Raw genomic sequence first — 17,268 nt, 5'->3', positions numbered from 1 at the left:
GAGCAACGGGAAGCGATGTCTAGCAGGATAGATGGCGATAAGTCGGGACAGGTTCCGAAGCGGGCCCGCCGAATCCTCCGTGGTCCCCGACCGGAGTCGGTGCCCGGCCTGGTGGGTACGGCCGTAACGGTCGTCGGCCTTCTGGACATCGCCGCGGGAGTCTTCCCGCGCTTCCGGCACAGCCGGATCCACGCGGTGACCGAGGTCCTGCCCGGCTCGCTGGGCCCCTTCGCGGCAGCGCTCGCCCTCAGCGCGGGCGTACTGCTCCTGCTGCTGGCCCACGGCCTCAAGCGCCGCAAGCGGCGGGCCTGGCGGGCCGCCGTGGTGCTGCTGCCGGCAGGCGCTGTGGCGCAGTTCACGTACCGGCACTCCGTCATCGGGGTCGTCATCGCGGCGGTGCTCCTCGGGCTGCTCGTGCGCCACCAGAGTGAGTTCAAGGCACTGCCGGACCCGCGCAGCCGCTGGAAGGCACTCGCCAACTTCGTGCTGATGGGCGCCGGCTCCATCGGCCTCGGCCTGGTCATCGTCAACTCGCACCCGGGCCGTGTCGTCGGCCATCCGGGTATTTACGAGCAGATCAGCCACGTCGTGTACGGCCTGTTCGGCTTCGAGGGACCGGTCGACTACGCGGGCCGGGTCTCCTGGACGGTGGGCTACTCCCTGGGCGCCCTCGGCATGCTGACCGCGCTCACCACCATCTACCTGGCCTTCCGCCCCGAACACCCGGCCGCCCGGCTCACCTCCGACGACGAGCTCAGGCTGCGCGAGCTGCTCGCCAAGCACGGCGGGCGCGACTCGCTCGGCCACTTCGCGCTGCGCCGCGACAAGGCCGTCGTCTTCTCCCCCAGCGGCAAGGCCGCCGTCACCTACCGCGTCGTCTCCGGCGTGATGCTCGCCTCCGGCGACCCGATCGGCGACGTCGAGGCCTGGCCGGGCGCCATCGAGCGCTTCATGGAGGAGGCCAAGGCCCACTCCTGGACCCCGGCGGTCATGGGATGCAGCGAGACCGGCGGCGAGGTCTGGACCCGCGAGACCGGTCTGGACGCCCTGGAGCTCGGTGACGAGGCGATCGTCGATGTCAAAGACTTCTCCCTCTCCGGCCGGCCCATGCGCAATGTCCGCCAGATGGTGAAGCGCATCGAGCGCAACGGCTACACCACCAAGGTCCGCCGCGTCAGCGAGCTGACGGAGGAGGAGCTGGAGCAGGTGCGCGGCGCCGCCGAGGCCTGGCGCGGCACCGACACCGAACGCGGCTTCTCCATGGCGCTCGGCCGGGTCGGCGATCCGGGCGACGGCGACTGCTTCATCGCCACCGCCCACCGCGTGGAGGAGGGCGACACCAGCCCCTTCGGCGACCTCAAGGCGATCCAGCACTTCGTCCCCTGGGGCAAGGACGGCATGTCGCTGGAGCTGATGCGCCGCGACCGCGCCGCCGACCCCGGTATGAACGAACTGCTGATCGTCGCCTCTCTGGAGGCTGCGCCGTCGCTGGGCATCGAGCGGGTCTCGCTGAACTTCGCGATGTTCCGCTCCGCGCTCGCCCGCGGCGAGAAGATCGGCGCCGGGCCGGTGCTGCGGATGTGGCGCAGCCTGCTGGTGTTCCTGTCCCGCTGGTTCCAGATCGAGTCGCTGTACAAGTTCAACGCGAAGTTCCGCCCCCGCTGGGAGCCCCGCTTCGTCGTCTTCCGGCAGACCCGCGACCTGCCCCGCATCGGCTTCGCCGCGATGCAGGCCGAGGGCTTCGTGACCCTGGCGCTGCCGCGGCTGTTCGCCGCCCGCCGCCGGCCCAAGCCGGTGCGCACCTGCGCCCACACCCACCTGACCGCCACGGTCCCGGCCCAGGCGGAGCGCGAGGTCCAGGCCGCGTAAGGAGTGTCCGGCCGGGCGGGGCCCGGCCGAGCCGCCCGGCGCCCCGGAGCCCGGCCCCCGCCGTCGCGGGGCGCCGGGCTCCGGCGTTTCCGGGGTCCGGCGGCAGCTGCCCGGCCCGGTGGCGACGGCCGGTGCCCGACCCGGAGCACCGGCCCACGGCGGGGGCCGGGGCCGGGCCCCGAACCGCGCCCCGTCTCCGCCCGAAGGCAGTGCCCGGGGCCACGCCCGGTACGGGCCGGAGGCGCCCGTACCCTCCTCACGCCCGGCCAGGGCAGTGGCGGCCCTACTCTGGGACCATGAACACGATGCACGGGGCCGCCGGACGGGGCCGGGTCGCAGGGCTGCCGGAATGGGACCGCTGCGGGGTCATGGGCGTCGTGAACGTCACCCCCGACTCCTTCTCCGACGGCGGCCGCTGGTTCGACACCACCGCCGCCGTCAAGCGCGGCCTCGACCTCGTCGCCCAGGGCGCCGACCTCGTCGACGTCGGCGGCGAGTCCACCCGCCCCGGCGCCATCCGTGTCGACGAGGAGGAGGAGCTGCGCCGGGTCGTCCCCGTGGTCCGCGGCCTCGCCTCCGAGGGCATCACCGTCTCCGTCGACACCATGCGCGCCTCCGTCGCCGCCCGGGCCGTGGCCGCCGGGGCCACGCTGGTCAACGACGTCAGCGGCGGCCTCGCCGACCCCGGCATGATCCCGGCGGTCGCCGCCGCCGAGGTGCCCTTCGTGGTGATGCACTGGCGCGGCTTCAGCCAGGACATGAACAGCCTCGCCGTGTACGGGGACGTCCTCGCGGAGGTCACCGCCGAGCTCCGCGCCCGCATCGACGCGGTCGTCACCGGCGGCATCGCCCCCGAGCGGCTCCTCGTCGACCCCGGACTCGGCTTCGCGAAGAACGCCGAGCACGACCTCGCCCTGGTCGCCCACCTCCCCGAGCTGCGCGCCCTCGGCTTCCCGCTGCTGGTCGCCGCCTCGCGTAAACGATTCCTCGGCCGGGTCCTGGCCGGCGCCGCCGACGCTCCGCCCCCGCCCGCCCGGGAACGCGACGCCGCCACCGCCGCCGTCTCCGCCATCGCCGCCCACCAGGGCGCCTGGGCCGTACGGGTCCACGAGGTACGGGCGACCGCCGACGCGGTTCGGGTGGCCCGCGCCGTGGAAGGGGCTCTGTGATCCGGCCCATCCGGCCCTCGGGTGGGACCCGTACAGCCTGGGAAGGGGAACGGTGAGCCGTACCGACGTCGAAGCGGTCGAAGAGACCAACACGGCCTTCTACGAGGCCATGGAGCGGGGGGACTTCGACATGCTGTCGGCGCTCTGGCTCGACGACGAGATCTCCTGCGTGCACCCCGGCTGGCCGGTGCTCTCGGGCCGCGGCGAGGTCCTGCGCTCCTACGCGCTGATCATGTCGCACACCGACTACATCCAGTTCTTCCTCACCGACACCAAGGTCGCCGTCATAGGCGACACCGCGCTGGTGACGTGCACCGAGAACATCCTCAGCGGCGGACCCGCCGAGGACGGCGGGGAGCTCGGCCCGCTCGTCGGCCAGCTCGTCGTCGCGACGAATGTGTTCCGACGCACATCCGAGGGCTGGCGGCTGTGGTCCCACCACGGTTCTCCGGTCCTGACGGAGTCCGAGGAGGACGAGGAGGAGGGCTCCGCCTGACCCCTCCGGCGGGGTCCGGGCCGTTTCGCAGGTAAATTCGAAGACGGACGACGCCGACCGCACTCGGCGTAGGCCCATGGATCCGGGGAGTCCCGGACCGGAAGCACCTACGAAAAGCAGGAGTGATTCGCGTGGATCGTGTCGCACTGCGCGGCCTGAAGGCTCGCGGGCACCACGGCGTCTTCCCCCGGGAACGCGAGGAGGGCCAGACCTTCATCGTCGACCTCGTGCTGCACATCGACGCCCGCCCTGCGGCGGCCGACGACGACCTGGCGAAGACCGTGCACTACGGGGTCGTCGCCGAGGAGGTCGTCGACGTGGTCCAGGGAGAGCCCGTCGACCTCATCGAGACCCTCGCCGAGCGGATCGCCCAGCAGTGCCTCAAGCACGAAGCGGTGGCACAGGTGGAAGTCGTCGTCCACAAGCCGGACGCGCCCATCACCGTCCCCTTCGACGACGTGACCATCACGATCACCCGGAGCCGCGTGTGAACAACGCACTGAACGCCCAGAGCGACCCCACCGTCCAGCCCGTGCCCGCCTCCGTCGTCGAGACGGTGGACGCGGCCGACGTGACCCTGTCCAACCCCAAATGGGCCGTGATCGCGCTCGGCGCGAACCTCGGCAACCGGATGGAGACCCTCCAGGGCGCCATCGACGCCCTCGGCGACACCCCCGGCCTGCGGGTCAAGGGCGTCTCCCCCGTCTACGAGACCGAGCCGTGGGGCGTCGAGCCCGGCTCCCAGCCCGCGTACCTGAACGCGGTCATCACCCTGAAGACCACCCTGCCGCCCTCCTCCCTGCTGGAGCGCGGCCACGCCATCGAAGAGGCCTTCGACCGCGTCCGCGAGGAGCGCTGGGGTCCGCGCACCATCGACGTCGACATCGTGTCGTACGCCGACGTGGTCTCGGACGACCCGGTCCTGACCCTCCCGCATCCCCGCGCCCACGAGCGGGCCTTCGTCCTGGCCCCGTGGCACGACATCGACCCGGAGGCGCGGATCCCCGGCCGCGGCCCGGTGGCCGCCCTCCTGGCCGCGATCGGCCCGGCCGGCATCACGCCGCGCCCGGACCTGGAACTCCGCCTGCCCGAGTAGTCGTTAGTAGCCTGGGCACGGCTGCCGACAGGCAACGGGACGGAAGCGGGGAGCGGGCACGTGAAGCAACTGAGGCCGGCGGTTCTGGCGGGGATCTTCGCCGTCGCCGGGGTCCTGTCCTGGGCCGGCGCCCGGCTGTGGAGCGCGTACGGGACGCTGCCCGGCGTCCCGCTGGCCGCCCCCATCGTCCTGGGCGCCATCGCGGTCGTCCTGCTGGCCACGGCCCTCTCGCTGCGCTCCCGCCTGAAGGCCCAGCGCGAGCGCCGTCCGGACGCCAAGGGCGTGGAGCCGCTCATGGCGGCCCGCGCCGTCGTCTTCGGCCAGGCCAGCGCCCTGGTGGCGGCCCTCGTCGCGGGCATGTACGGCGGTGTGGGGGTCTTCCTCTGGGCCGGCGGCCTGGAGGTGCCCGCCCGCCGCGACCAGGCCTGGTACGCCGGTTTCTCGGTCCTGGCGGGCGCGGCGGTCATCGCCGCCGCCCTCTTCCTGGAGCACGTCCTCAAACTCCCGGAGGACGACGACACCACTCCCCAGTCCTCGGCCCGCGCCTAGAGCGAGCATCCCGGAGAGCGTCACAGGCACGCGGCCGGGGCCCGCCTTGTGAGCGCGGGCCCCGGTGGTCCTGCCGTCAGGCGGTGAAGCCGGGCAGTCCGTCGACGGACGCTCCGGGAGACCGGTACTCCTGCGGATCAGTAGGCGTCGTACTCGCCGAACCAGTCGACGATGTAGTGGACCTCCCGGCTGCTCTGGTTCCAGAGGTCGACGATCTCGTGCGGGCCGGGCTTCGCCTGGACCAGGTTGGAGACGTCCTTGCCCGCCGTCCAGTTCAGGGCCGAGGAGGTGGGCCGGGGCGGCGGGACCGGGCGCCCGTCGCGGTACGCGTCCATCGAGTACGGGTCGGGGGCGACTGAGAGGTGGCCCGCTCCGGTCGTTGCGGCGACGGTGAGGTTCAGGACGTAAGCCTCGATGGGGAGATCACCGCGGTTCATGGAGTCCATGTTCATGGGGAAGTACCCGCCGGCGAGACAGGGCCAGCTGCCGGGGTGCATGCCCCGGGAGTCCATCAGCCGCCACGGTGCGCCCTCCCAGATGCCGGGCGTCGTGCTGGTGAAGGCCGCCTTGCTGCCGGCGCCGTAGTAGCCGACGACGTCGACGATGACGTCCGTTCCGGCCCAGGCGCCGTTGCGGACGTTGATCTTCCCGTCGACGCCGACGGGAACGATGACGGAGTTGGCGACCGTCTGACCGGGGGTGAAGTTCAGGCTGGAGGTGGACGGGGCCGCCTGACCACTCGGGAAGACGGTCAGGTGGCCTGCCTGCTTCGGGTTGGTGACGGTCACGTTGAGCGCCACGGCGGTCGCGCCTGCAGGAATGCCGCTCCTGCCCGTGATCTGGACTCCGAAGGTGCCCTGTCCGGCTACCTGGCCGCGCGCCGCGCCGAGGCCTTCGCGGGTGTCGACGAAGCGGACCGGGTTCAGCGAGGTGTAGCCGTCGGCGGCCGTACGGTCGAAGTAGCCGGTCACGTCCGCGATCAGGTCCACCGCGTTCCAGCCGCCGTTGTACAGCTCGACGTACCCGTCCTTGCCGACCGGAACGATCACCTGGTTCGGGACGGTCTGGCCGGTGCCGTAATTCAGGTTCGAGCTCTCGGGCCGCTTCCTGCCCGAGGGGTAGACGCTGACGTGCCCGGCGGCGGTTGTGTTGGTGACCGTGACGTTGAGGACCACCGCGGCGACCCCGGCCGGTACGTTCGCACTGCCCGCGATCTTCAACCTGATCGGCGTGTACGCACCGACCTTGGCCTTCGCCGCGCCGACGCCGGCCCGGGTGTCGAGCAGCCGGGTGGGGGCGTGCGGCACGAAGAAGGAGCCCGCTGTCGAGAACTGGAGCTGGTTGACGGCCTGGACGTGGTTCACGCTGTCCGTCGCGGTCACGGTGATGGTGTAGTCGCCGGGCCGGGGGTAGGTGTGCCTGACGTCGCGCAGGATCTCACCGCCGATGACGGTGGCCGTGTGCGTCGTGCCGTCGCCCCAGGCGACGGTGACCTCGTGGGGGACGGGCGCGCCCTGGTAGAGGTTGACGCCGAAGGACAGGCTTCGTGCGGTCCTGATGTCGGCCCACATGCCGAGTTCGAGGTTCGACGTGGTGGCGGAGGCCTCCGCCGAGCCGCCCTTGGCCGCACCGGAGGGCAGGACCGTACGGACCGTGTCCTCGCCCGGGCTGCGGAAGGTTCCGGTCTCCGCGGCGGCCGACTCCTCGGCAGCGGCCTCCGGGGGCGGTGCAGACACCCCGGGCGTGGCCGGGCCGGCGGCCTGCGCCGCGCCCGGTAGGAAACCCACGCCGACCGCGAGAGCGGCAGCTGAGACAACGAGTCGGCGACTACGCACCGGCCCCCCATTCCGTTGCTGATTGAACAAGCTCGAAAGCCTGTTCAGCGTACCGATCGGCACGGACATGTCATGAGCCTGACCGGGGCTGCGCAGGCCACGGTTTGATCACGCGGCGTCCGGGCAACCGCCCGGGCGGGTCCCACCGCGGGCCTGGCTCTTGACGAGGCGACACCCCTTGGCCGGCCCGCCAAAAAGCAGTCCCCTCTGCGATGTCACAGAGGGGACCGCGGCGGGCCGCACCGGCGACCTGCCTATCGAGCGAGGATGAGGCTCATGGCCTCGCTGCGCGTCGCAGGGTCACGCAGCTGGCCGCGCACCGCGGAGGTGGTGGTCTTGGCGCCCGGCTTGCGGATTCCGCGGACCGACATGCACATGTGCTCGGCCTCGATCACGACGATGGCTCCGCGAGCCTCCAGGATCGCCATGAGGGAGTCGGCTATCTGCGTCGTGAGACGTTCCTGCACCTGCGGCCGCCGGGCGAACACGTCCACGAGACGGGCCAGCTTCGACAAGCCGGTGATCTTGCCGCTCTCCGCCGGGACATAGCCGACGTGGGCGACACCGTGGAAGGGCAGGAGGTGATGTTCGCACAGGGACACGATTTCGATGTCCTTCACCAGGACCAGCTCATCGTGTCCCAGGTCGAACACCGTCGTCAGGACGTCCTCGGGCTTCTGCCACAGGCCCGCCAGGATCTCGCGGTACGCACGCGCCACACGGGCCGGGGTCTCCAGGAGGCCCTCCCGGTCCGGGTCCTCGCCGACCGCGATCAGGAGTTCGCGGACCGCCGCCTCGGCGCGCTTCTCGTCGAACGTGCCGATCGTGCCCTCGTCACCGGACAGGGTCACTGGGTCCGTCATCTTTTCCTCGTTCCTGTGTGCACTGGCGCATGCGGGCACATGAAAGTGCCGCGCCCCCACAGGCTAGAACCTGGGGGGCGCGGCATCCATTCCGGGACGGACCCGGCGCCGGCTACTCGGCGCGGTCCTCCGGGGAGGGCTCCTTCTCCACCGACACGACCGGCGCGCTCGCCGCCGACGTGCCGTTCGCCGCGTTCGTCAGCTGGAGCTCCTTGGGAGAGAGCACCGGCGGACGGGTCGACGGAGTGCGGTGGGCGGAACCGGTCCACGCCGGGCGGGCCGGGCGCTTCACGATCGTCGAGAAGATCTCGGCGATCTCCTCCTTGCCCAGCGTCTCCTTCTCCAGGAGCGCGAGGACCAGGTTGTCGAGCACGTCGCGGTTCTCGACCAGGATCTCCCAGGCCTCGTTGTGCGCGGTCTCGATGAGCTTCTTGACCTCTTCGTCGACCAGCGCCGCGACCTCTTCCGAGTAGTCGCGCGGGTGCGACATCTCACGGCCCAGGAACGGCTCCGTGTTGTCGCCGCCGAACTTGATCGCGCCCAGCCGCTCGGTCATGCCGTACTGGGTCACCATCGCGCGGGCCGTCGCCGTGGCCTTCTCGATGTCGTTCGCCGCACCGGTGGTCGGGTCGTGGAAGACCAGCTCCTCGGCCGCGCGCCCGCCCAGCATGTAGGCCAGCTGGTCGAGCATCTCGTTGCGCGTGGTCGAGTACTTGTCCTCGTCGGGCAGGACCATGGTGTAGCCCAGGGCCCGGCCGCGGGACAGGATCGTGATCTTGTGGACCGGGTCGGAGTTCGGGGACGCCGCCGCGACCAGGGCGTGGCCGCCCTCGTGGTAGGCGGTGATCTTCTTCTCGCGGTCCGACATGATCCGGGTCCGCTTCTGCGGGCCCGCGACGACGCGGTCGATCGCCTCGTCCAGCATGTGGTTGTCGATCAGCTTCCGGTCCGAGCGGGCGGTCAGCAGGGCCGCCTCGTTCAGCACATTGGACAGATCGGCACCGGTGAAGCCGGGGGTGCGGCGGGCGACGGCCGACAGGTCGACGTCCGGAGCGACCGGCTTGCCCTTCTGGTGGACCTTGAGGATCTCCAGACGGCCCTGCATGTCCGGACGGTCGACGGCGATCTGCCGGTCGAAGCGGCCCGGGCGCAGCAGCGCCGGGTCGAGGATGTCCGGGCGGTTCGTGGCGGCGATCAGGATGACGCCGCCCTTCACGTCGAAGCCGTCCATCTCGACGAGCAGCTGGTTGAGGGTCTGCTCGCGCTCGTCGTGGCCGCCGCCGAGGCCCGCACCGCGGTGCCGGCCGACGGCGTCGATCTCGTCGACGAACACGATCGCCGGGGCGTTGGCCTTGGCCTGCTCGAACAGGTCGCGGACACGCGAGGCGCCGACACCGACGAACATCTCGACGAAGTCGGAACCGGAGATCGAGTAGAAGGGGACCCCTGCCTCGCCGGCGACGGCGCGCGCCAGCAGGGTCTTGCCCGTGCCGGGCGGGCCGTAGAGCAGGACGCCCTTGGGGATCTTGGCGCCGACGGCCTGGAACTTCGCCGGCTCCTGGAGGAACTCCTTGATCTCGTGGAGCTCCTCGACGGCCTCGTCCGAGCCCGCGACATCGGCGAACGTCGTCTTCGGGGTGTCCTTGGTGATGAGCTTGGCCTTGGACTTCCCGAAGTTCATCACCCGGGAGCCGCCGCCCTGCATCTGGTTCATCAGGAACAGGAAGACGACGACGATGAGGACGAAGGGCAGGAGCGAGAGCAGCACGCTCAGGAACGGGCTGGTCTTGTCCGGCGCGACCTTGTAGCCGTCCGGGATCTGGCCGGCTTCGTACTTGGTCTGGAGGTTCTGGGCGAGCTGGACGCCCTGGTCCCCGATGTAGTTGGCCTGGAACTTCGAGCCGGAGTTGTCGGTGAGCTTCTGGTCCTTCTTCAGCTCGACCTTGATCATCTGACTGTCGCCGGTGGTGAGCTCGGCGCTCTGCACCTGGCCACTGTTGATCGCCTTGATGACCTCGCTGGTGTCCACCGTCTTGTAGCCGCCGCTGGAGCCGACGACATTCATCAACACGACCACGGCGAGGACGGCCAGCACGATCCACATGACCGGCCCACGGAAGTATCGCTTCACGTCCATCCATACGGGGCGCCGGGCGCCCCGTCCCTCCTGCCCGTAGGTAAATGCTGCTGTGAGTAAAGACTGTTCTTCGGAATGTACCCCTGTATTGTCACCCGCGGCCTCGTGGGACGGCTGACAGAACTGCTTTCCCCTGCTCCAACGGCGGGAATCGCTCCAGGGTTCCCGGTCGAGGGCCCCGGCCGGGGCCCTCGTGCGCCAGGGAGGCGTCAGCCGCCGTAGACGTGGGGCGCGAGGGTGCCCACGAACGGCAGGTTGCGGTACTTCTCCGCGTAGTCGAGGCCGTAGCCCACGACGAACTCGTTCGGGATGTCGAAGCCGACCCACTTCACGTCGATGGCGACCTTGGCGGCGTCGGGCTTGCGCAGCAGCGTGACGACCTCCAGGGAGGCCGGCTGGCGGGAGCCCAGGTTCGACAGCAGCCAGGACAGGGTCAGACCGGAGTCGATGATGTCCTCGACGATCAGGACGTGCTTGTCCTTGATGTCGGTGTCGAGGTCCTTGAGGATCCGGACCACGCCGGAGGACTGGGTACCGGCGCCGTACGAGGACACCGCCATCCAGTCCATCGTGAGCGGGGTGGACAAGGCGCGCGCCAGGTCCGCCATCACCATCACCGCGCCCTTGAGGACACCGACGATGAGCAGGTCCTTGCCCGCGTACTCCGCGTCGATCTTCGCGGCCAGCTCGGCCAGCTTCGCGTCGATCTCTTCCTTGGTGATGAGCACCGACTGGAGGTCGTTGCCCATGTCCTTCTCGTCCACCCGCATCACTTTCGTTGTCGGCCGGGGTCTCCGGGGGGTGCCCCCGGAGGACTCAGCCGTGTCTCAGCACCAATCAGCCCTGCCGGATGACAAGTCTGCCACCCTGCCGCTGGGCCTCGACCCGTCCGGGCAGGTTGATGGCGCCCTGACCCCGCCATCCGGTGATGAGCCGGTCGACTTCCTCGATGTGGCGGGCGAAGAGGGAGCCTGCGGGGGAACCAGCCGCGATCACGGCCCTGCGCAGCACGCGGCGGCGGACGGCCGGGGGCAGGGCGTACAGCTTGGCGCACTCCAGCCGGCCGTCCGCGTCCCGTACGCCGACCTCGGCCTCGGCGGCCCAGGCGTCCAGGGCGTCGGCGTCGTCGCGGGAGAGCTGGGCGGTGCGGGCCAGGGCCTCGACGACTCCCTTGCCGAGCGCCTTCTCCAGGGCGGGCAGTCCCTCGTGGCGCAGCCGGGAGCGGGTGTAGGCGGGGTCCATGTTGTGCGGGTCGTCCCAGACGGGCAGCGACTGGACCATGCAGGCCTTGCGGGCGGTCTGCCGGTCGATCTGCAGGAAGGGCCGGCGGTAGCGGTGGGAGCGGCCGGGACCGCCCGACACTTCCGCCATGCCGGAGAGCGAGCGGATGCCGGAACCGCGGGCGAGACCCAGCAGGACGGTTTCGGCTTGATCGTCCCGGGTGTGGCCGAGCAGCACGGACGCGGCGCCGAGCCGGTCGGCGGCCTCGTCCAGGGCGGCGTAGCGGGCGTCGCGGGCGGCGGCCTCGGGTCCGCCGTCGCGGCCGACGCGCACGGCGACGGACTCCACCGGGTCCAGGCGGAGTGCGGTCATGCGGGTGACGACCTCGGCGGCGCGCAGGTCGGAGCCGGCCTGGAGCCCGTGGTCGACGGTGACGCCGCCGGCCCGGATACCGAGCTTGGGGGCCTCGAAGGCGAGCGCGGAGGCGAGCGCCATGGAGTCGGCGCCGCCCGAGCAGGCGACGAGCACGAGCGGCGACTCGCCTCCCGCGGTCCGCTCGGCGAGGTCGGGGAGGTCGGTGAGGACGTCGTGGAGTACGCGGCGGACCGCCAGGCGTATCGCCGCGACCGCAGGATGGGGACCCATGTCCGGTGCCCTTCGGTGGAGTCGGATGCCTCGAAGGCGTGGGGTGTGGTGCTCGGGTGTGCCGGTCGCCCTCCCGCGCGGGCGCCCCCGCGGGAGAGAGTTGTCACTCAGAGTGCGTCGATGGTGACAGAATCGAGCGGTTCCCTGAGCATCGCACGGCGTTCCGCGCCCCACGGTCCCTCGGACGGGTGACGCTGCTTCCCCCAGTGAGACATGTTTACGCCCCCTGAGTCACTCCCCTTCGCTCTGTTCGCTCCCCTTGCGGTGGACGCGGGCCACCCAGTCGGCCGGGCTGGCGATCTCGGCCTTCGTCGGCAGCGTGTTCGGAGAGGTCCACACCCGGTTGAAGCCGCCCATGCCCACCTGTCCGACGACGGCACGGACGAAGCGCTCGCCGTCGCGGTACTGGCGCAGCTTGGCGTCCAGGCCCAGCAGTTTGCGCAGGGCGGCGTCCAGGCGGCCCGCGCCGCTGGCCCGGCGCTGCTGGAACTTCTCGCGGATCTCGGTGACGGAGGGCACCACCTCGGGGCCGACCCCGTCCATGACGAAGTCGGCGTGGCCCTCCAGCAGGGACATGACGGCGGTGAGCCGGCCGAGCACCTCGCGCTGCTCGGGGGTCTGGATGAGGTCGACCAGCGAGCGGCCCTCGTCGCCGGTCTCTGCGTCGGGGCGGCCCCCGACGAAGGACTGGGCGGCTTCGCGCAGCCGCTCCAGAATGGTCGCCGGGTCCATCTCGGTGGCGCCGAGGAAGGTCTGGATCTCGCCTTCGAGGTGGTCGCGCAGCCACGGGACGGCACTGAACTGCGTACGGTGCGTCTCCTCGTGCAGGCAGACCCACAGCCGGAAGTCGTGCGGGCGCACGTCCAGCTCGCGCTCGACCTGCACGATGTTGGGGGCGACGAGCAGCAGCCGGCCGCCGCCCGCGGCGGAGCCCGGCAGGTCGCCGCCGGCGGGCGCGAAGGTCTCGTACTGGCCGAGCACGCGGGAGGCCAGGAAGCTCAGCAGCATGCCCAGCTCGACGCCGGTGACCTTGCCGCCGACCGCTCCGAAGACGGCGCCCCCGGGGGAGTTCGACCGGCGGTCCTGCATCCGGCCGAGCAGGGGCCCGAGGAGCTCCCGGAAGCCGGCGACATTGGCCTTGACCCAGCCCGCGCGGTCGACGACCAGCACGGGGGTGTCGGGGACGGCGACGCCCTCGGGCATCATCCGCGTGAACTCGCGGACGTGGCGCTCGGAGGTCCTGGCATGCCTGCGCAGTTCCGCCACCACGGCCCGGGCCTCGTCCCGGCTGACCTCCGGGCCCGGCCGGACCAGCCGGGTCGCGGTCGCCACCGCGAGGTTCCAGTCGACCATCTCGGCACCACCGATGCTCGTCATGCGTCAACCGTACGTGGACCGGGGCCGGTGCGGATCCCCTGCGAATCTACGAAGCGCGCGCCACGGCGGCGGCCAGCTTGTCGAGGCCCTTCTCCGCGGCGGCCCCGTCGGGGGCGTTCGCCGTCAGGAACGCGAAGGCGAGCAGTCGCCCGGAGGGGTCGACCACCGTCCCGGCGAGTGAGTTCACCCCGGTCAGGGTGCCCGTCTTGGCGCGGACCAGGCCGGCGGCCGGGGAGGTGCCGGCGTTGCGGCTGCGCAGGGTCCCGGTGAAACCGGCGACGGGCAGCCCGGTGAGCACCGGCCGCAGCTCCGGCCGCTGCGGGTCGGCGGCCTTGGCGAGGAGGGCGGCCAGCAGACCGGTGTTGATCCTGTCCGCGCGGTTGAGGCCGCTGCCGTCGGCGAAGCGGGACCCGGAGACGTCGATGCCGAGGGCGGCGAGGCGGTCGGTGACGGCCTTCTCGGCGCCTTCGAAGTCGGCGGGCTGCCCCGAGGCGAGGGCGGTCTGCCGGGCCAGCGCCTCGGCGATGTCGTTGTCGCTGTTGGTCAGCATCCGCTCGACGAGGCCCGAGAGCGGGGCGGACAGGGTGGTGGCGAGCGGCGGGGCCCCGGCGGCGGGTCTGGCCCGGGCGGGTTCGCCGCCGACCTTGATGCCGCGTTCCCCCAGGAGGGCGGCGAAGGCGCGGGCGGCCTCCAGGGCCGGGTCCTCGACCCGGTCGACCGGTCCGGAGGTGGAGTCGTCGATACGGCCTTCGTCGGCCGTCAGGGCGCTGACCGGTGCGATGTTGGGGTTGAGGCCGATCGGATGGCGGGCGGGGCCGGTGTAGAGGGAGTCGTCGTAGCCGAGGACCACCGTGTCGGTCCCGGCGGCCTTGAGGGCCTGGGCCGTGTCGGCGGCCAGGGCGAGGAGGCTGCCCCCGGATCCGGCGGGGCTCTTCTTGCGGGCGGTGAGGGAGGGGTCGCCGCCGCCGACCAGGACGATCTGCCCGGGGGCGGTGCCGGGGGCGACGACGGTGCGGATCCGGTGCTCGGGGCCGAGCGCGGTCAGGGCGGCGGCCGCGGTGGCGATCTTGATCGTGGAGGCCGGAGTCATCGGCTCGCGCGAGCCGGACTCGTACAGCACCTGGCCGGTGGCGGTGTCGATCACGGAGGCGGTCCGCAGGGTGCCGAGCGCGGGGTCGGACAGCAGGGGGGCCAGGGTCTGCGCGAGGGACCCGGAATCGGCCGCGGCGGCCTTCCGGGGGGCGCCGGGGCCGATCCCGCCGAGCACCCCGGGAGCGCTCGGCGCGGCCTGCGGGAGCGGCCCGGTGCCGTGATCTGCGCCACCCGTGAGGCTCCAGGAGGCGGCCCTGTCCCGCTCGGCCTTACGCTGGCCGGAGTCCCAAGGACCGGCGGCGGTCACCGCTGCCACCGACAGGGCGAGGCCGGCGACGGCCGAACCCGCGATGAGCTGCCACGTCTTGACCAATGGCACCTCGGACCAGCCCCTTTCGCGATCACACACATGCGTGAGGGACACTTAACCACTGCGTCTTGCCGCGAGCATGGCACCCCACCCGGGAGGGCTGGGGCGGACGCGCACGCAGGTGAATCAACGCAGTCTCGAAGCAATGAAGCTGATCATGGAGGAGCAGGACGTGGAGTTCGACGTCACCATCGAGATCCCCAAGGGTTCGCGGAACAAGTACGAGGTGGACCACGAGACCGGCCGGATCCGTCTGGACCGTCGCCTGTTCACCTCCACCAGCTACCCGGCCGACTACGGCTTCGTCGAGAACACCCTCGGCGAGGACGGCGACCCGCTGGACGCGCTGGTCATCCTGGACGAGCCGACCTTCCCGGGCTGCCTGATCAAGTGCCGCGCGATCGGCATGTTCCGCATGACGGACGAGGCGGGCGGCGACGACAAGCTGCTGTGCGTGCCGGCGTCCGACCCGCGCGTGGAGCACCTGCGCGACATCCACCACGTGTCGGAGTTCGACCGCCTGGAGATCCAGCACTTCTTCGAGGTCTACAAGGACCTGGAGCCGGGCAAGTCGGTCGAGGGCGCCAACTGGGTGGGCCGCGCCGAGGCCGAGGCCGAGATCGAGGCCTCGTACAAGCGCCTTGAGGCGCAGGGCGGCCACCACTGAGCCCATGGGCTCCGCCGGGCGACCGGCAGGCGGGACCTCCCGCCGCCCCGTGACACCGCTCGGGCGGCACCCCCTCGTGCAGGGGGTGCCGCCCGTCGGCGTTTTCGGGACCGGCCCGCTTCGCGGCGGATGAGGGCGTTCCGCATACTGATACCCGGGCTGGGCGGACTGGAGGGCGCGTGACGGAGGCCGAGGGATTCGGGCCGGAAGACCGGAAGCCGACATCGGACGAGGCGCACAGCGCCTTCACCCCGCCGCCCGGGATGGAGCCGGAGGCCCCGGAGGACGACCAGCCGACCTCGGAGTTCTCCGTGCCCGGCGGCTTCGAGGCGCCGGCCCCCGCCCCCGAGGGCTCGGCCTTCGCGCCGCCGGCCACCTACAGCGCCCAGCACTCCCCGCCCGCCTACACCCCCGCGCACGGGTTCCCCGTCTCGCGCATGCCCGAGTCCCCCTGGCAGGACCGCATGCGCACCATGCTGCGCATGCCGGTCGACGTCCGGCCCGTCCCCGAGCACGTGCACAAGCACAGCGAGTCCGGGCCCGCCGTCGGCCGCGTGCTCGACCTGACCCTGCGCATCGGCGAACTGCTGCTCGCGGGCGGTGAGGGGGCCGAGGACGTGGAGGCCGCGATGTTCGCGGTGGCCCATTCGTACGGGCTGGACCGCTGCGAGCCCACCGTCACCTTCACCCTGCTGTCGATCACTCACCAGCCCTCCCTGGTGGACGACCCGGTCTCGGCGAGCCGGACCGTCCGGCGCCGCGGCACGGACTACACGCGCCTGGCGGCCGTTTTCCGGCTGGTGGACGACATCAGCGCCCCCGAGATCGACATCTCCCTGGAGGAGGCCTACCGGCGCCTGGCGGAGATCCGCCGCAACCGCCACCCCTACCCCACCTGGGTACTGACGACCGCCGCCGGGCTGCTCGCCGGGGCCGCCTCCACCCTGGTCGGCGGTGGCGTGGTCGTCTTCTTCGCGGCCGCGATCGGGGCGATGCTCGGCGACCGGCTCGCCTGGCTCTGCGCCGGCCGCGGGCTGCCCGAGTTCTACCAGTTCGTCGTCGCGGCGATGCCGCCCGCCGCGATCGGCGTGGCCCTGAAACTGGCCGACATCGACGTGCTCGCCTCCGCGGTGATCACCGGCGGGCTGTTCGCGCTGCTGCCCGGGCGGGCGCTGGTCGCCGCCGTACAGGACGGCCTGACCGGCTTCTACATCACCGCCTCGGCCCGGCTGCTGGAGGTCATGTACCTCTTCATCGGCATCATCATGGGTGTCCTGGCCGTGCTGTACCTCGGGCTCCAGCTGGGGGCCGCGCCCAAGCCGGAGGAGGCCATCCAGATCACCCAGCGGCCGCTGATCCAGATCGCGGCCTCGATGGTGCTGGTGTTCACGTTCGCGATCCTGCTCCAGCAGGAACGTTCCACCGTGTGGATCGTGACGCTCAACGGCGGGGTGGCCTGGGTGACCTTCGGGGCCCTCCACTACGCCGGCGGCATCCCGCCCGTGCCCTCCACCGCCGTCGCCGCCGGCCTCGTCGGCCTGTTCGGGCAGCTCTTCTCCCGCTACCGCTTCGCGTCCGCCCTGCCGTACGTGACCGCCGCGATCGGGCCGCTGCTGCCCGGCTCGGCGACGTACTACGGGCTGCTGCTCATCGCCGAGAACGAGCTCAACCGGGGCCTCGGCTCGCTGACGAACGCCGCGGCCATCGCGCTCGCCATCGCGATCGGCGTCAACCTCGGTTCGGAGACCTCGCGGCTGTTCATGCGGATCCCGGGGGCCGCGACCGCCGCCAAGCGCCGTGCGGCCAAGCGGACCCGCGGCTTCTGAGACACGTACGCCCCGGGACTCCGGCGGAGTCCCGGGGCGCGGGCCGCGTCCTGCGC

15 protein-coding genes are annotated in these 17,268 nt (G+C 71.7%); 8 read left to right on the top strand and 7 right to left on the bottom strand.

Going from position 1 to position 17,268, the window contains the following annotated elements:
- Positions 1-15 precede the first annotated feature (15 nt).
- From AC0666_RS09325 to AC0666_RS09300, 6 genes are all read left to right on the top strand, one after another.
- Positions 16-1,869: a phosphatidylglycerol lysyltransferase domain-containing protein gene (locus tag AC0666_RS09325; protein ID WP_468584060.1), complete on the top strand. Its 1,854-nt coding sequence runs from the start codon at positions 16-18 to the stop codon at positions 1,867-1,869.
- A gap of 305 nt (positions 1,870-2,174) precedes the next feature.
- Positions 2,175-3,038: a dihydropteroate synthase gene (gene folP, locus AC0666_RS09320; RefSeq protein ID WP_478707367.1), complete on the top strand. Its 864-nt coding sequence runs from the start codon at positions 2,175-2,177 to the stop codon at positions 3,036-3,038.
- Between the two features lie 52 nt (positions 3,039-3,090).
- Positions 3,091-3,534, top strand: coding sequence for a nuclear transport factor 2 family protein (locus AC0666_RS09315; RefSeq protein ID WP_468965545.1), 444 nt, complete (start codon positions 3,091-3,093; stop codon positions 3,532-3,534).
- A gap of 131 nt (positions 3,535-3,665) precedes the next feature.
- Complete coding sequence (gene folB, locus AC0666_RS09310; protein WP_356846612.1) at positions 3,666-4,025, top strand: dihydroneopterin aldolase; 360 nt, start codon at positions 3,666-3,668, stop codon at positions 4,023-4,025.
- Positions 4,022-4,630: a 2-amino-4-hydroxy-6-hydroxymethyldihydropteridine diphosphokinase gene (gene folK, locus AC0666_RS09305; protein WP_468965548.1), complete on the top strand. Its 609-nt coding sequence runs from the start codon at positions 4,022-4,024 to the stop codon at positions 4,628-4,630. Before folB ends, folK begins: the two co-directional genes overlap by 4 nt.
- 60 nt (positions 4,631-4,690) lie before the next feature.
- Complete coding sequence (locus AC0666_RS09300) at positions 4,691-5,179, top strand: DUF3180 domain-containing protein (RefSeq protein ID WP_356846609.1); 489 nt, start codon at positions 4,691-4,693, stop codon at positions 5,177-5,179.
- Positions 5,180-5,316: 137 nt separating this feature from the next.
- On the opposite strand, the gene AC0666_RS09295 is transcribed toward AC0666_RS09300, so the two are convergent.
- The 7 genes from AC0666_RS09295 to dacB all read right to left on the bottom strand — a co-directional run bounded on the left by AC0666_RS09295 (position 5,317) and on the right by dacB (position 14,728).
- Positions 5,317-6,966, bottom strand: a complete 1,650-nt coding sequence (locus AC0666_RS09295; protein WP_468965550.1) for a PKD domain-containing protein — start codon at positions 6,964-6,966, stop codon at positions 5,317-5,319.
- Between the two features lie 302 nt (positions 6,967-7,268).
- Positions 7,269-7,877: a GTP cyclohydrolase I FolE gene (gene folE / locus AC0666_RS09290; RefSeq protein WP_361711998.1), complete on the bottom strand. Its 609-nt coding sequence runs from the start codon at positions 7,875-7,877 to the stop codon at positions 7,269-7,271.
- Between the two features lie 112 nt (positions 7,878-7,989).
- Entirely contained in the window at positions 7,990-10,014 is a 2,025-nt protein-coding gene (gene ftsH, locus AC0666_RS09285; RefSeq protein ID WP_356846604.1) for an ATP-dependent zinc metalloprotease FtsH, read from the bottom strand.
- A gap of 209 nt (positions 10,015-10,223) precedes the next feature.
- Entirely contained in the window at positions 10,224-10,784 is a 561-nt protein-coding gene (gene hpt / locus AC0666_RS09280; protein WP_243339812.1) for a hypoxanthine phosphoribosyltransferase, read from the bottom strand.
- Positions 10,785-10,851: 67 nt separating this feature from the next.
- Positions 10,852-11,880 (bottom strand): tRNA lysidine(34) synthetase TilS, encoded by a 1,029-nt coding sequence (tilS, locus tag AC0666_RS09275; protein WP_478707342.1) that lies wholly within the window; start codon positions 11,878-11,880, stop codon positions 10,852-10,854.
- A gap of 231 nt (positions 11,881-12,111) precedes the next feature.
- The gene (locus AC0666_RS09270; RefSeq protein ID WP_468965556.1) at positions 12,112-13,257 is read right to left on the bottom strand and encodes a zinc-dependent metalloprotease; all 1,146 of its coding nucleotides are present in this window, start codon (positions 13,255-13,257) and stop codon (positions 12,112-12,114) included.
- A 46-nt stretch (positions 13,258-13,303) separates the two neighbouring features.
- Positions 13,304-14,728, bottom strand: coding sequence for a D-alanyl-D-alanine carboxypeptidase/D-alanyl-D-alanine endopeptidase (dacB, locus tag AC0666_RS09265; RefSeq protein WP_468965558.1), 1,425 nt, complete (start codon positions 14,726-14,728; stop codon positions 13,304-13,306).
- A gap of 163 nt (positions 14,729-14,891) precedes the next feature.
- Here dacB and AC0666_RS09260 point away from each other — a divergent pair, with 163 nt between their 5' ends.
- Both AC0666_RS09260 and AC0666_RS09255 read left to right on the top strand, forming a co-directional pair.
- Positions 14,892-15,386, top strand: a complete 495-nt coding sequence (locus AC0666_RS09260) for an inorganic diphosphatase (RefSeq protein ID WP_030031597.1) — start codon at positions 14,892-14,894, stop codon at positions 15,384-15,386.
- 179 nt (positions 15,387-15,565) lie between these two features.
- Complete coding sequence (locus AC0666_RS09255) at positions 15,566-17,212, top strand: threonine/serine exporter family protein (RefSeq protein ID WP_468965560.1); 1,647 nt, start codon at positions 15,566-15,568, stop codon at positions 17,210-17,212.
- The last annotated feature ends 56 nt before the right edge of the window (positions 17,213-17,268 follow it).

Source organism: Streptomyces sp. NPDC043680, from assembly GCF_056436685.1.
This window is presented reverse-complemented; position numbering and strand designations above follow the sequence as displayed.

What these genes read in the sequence shown, in the direction of transcription:
- AC0666_RS09325 (WP_468584060.1), top strand. Translation starts at nt 16, where the DNA reads ATGTCTAGCAGGATAGATGGCGATAAGTCGGGACAGGTTCCGAAGCGG.
- folP (WP_478707367.1), top strand. Translation starts at nt 2,175, where the DNA reads ATGCACGGGGCCGCCGGACGGGGCCGGGTCGCAGGGCTGCCGGAATGG.
- folE (WP_361711998.1), bottom strand. Translation starts at nt 7,877, where the DNA reads ATGACGGACCCAGTGACCCTGTCCGGTGACGAGGGCACGATCGGCACG.
- ftsH (WP_356846604.1), bottom strand. Translation starts at nt 10,014, where the DNA reads ATGGACGTGAAGCGATACTTCCGTGGGCCGGTCATGTGGATCGTGCTG.
- hpt (WP_243339812.1), bottom strand. Translation starts at nt 10,784, where the DNA reads ATGCGGGTGGACGAGAAGGACATGGGCAACGACCTCCAGTCGGTGCTC.
- tilS (WP_478707342.1), bottom strand. Translation starts at nt 11,880, where the DNA reads ATGGGTCCCCATCCTGCGGTCGCGGCGATACGCCTGGCGGTCCGCCGC.
- AC0666_RS09270 (WP_468965556.1), bottom strand. Translation starts at nt 13,257, where the DNA reads ATGACGAGCATCGGTGGTGCCGAGATGGTCGACTGGAACCTCGCGGTG.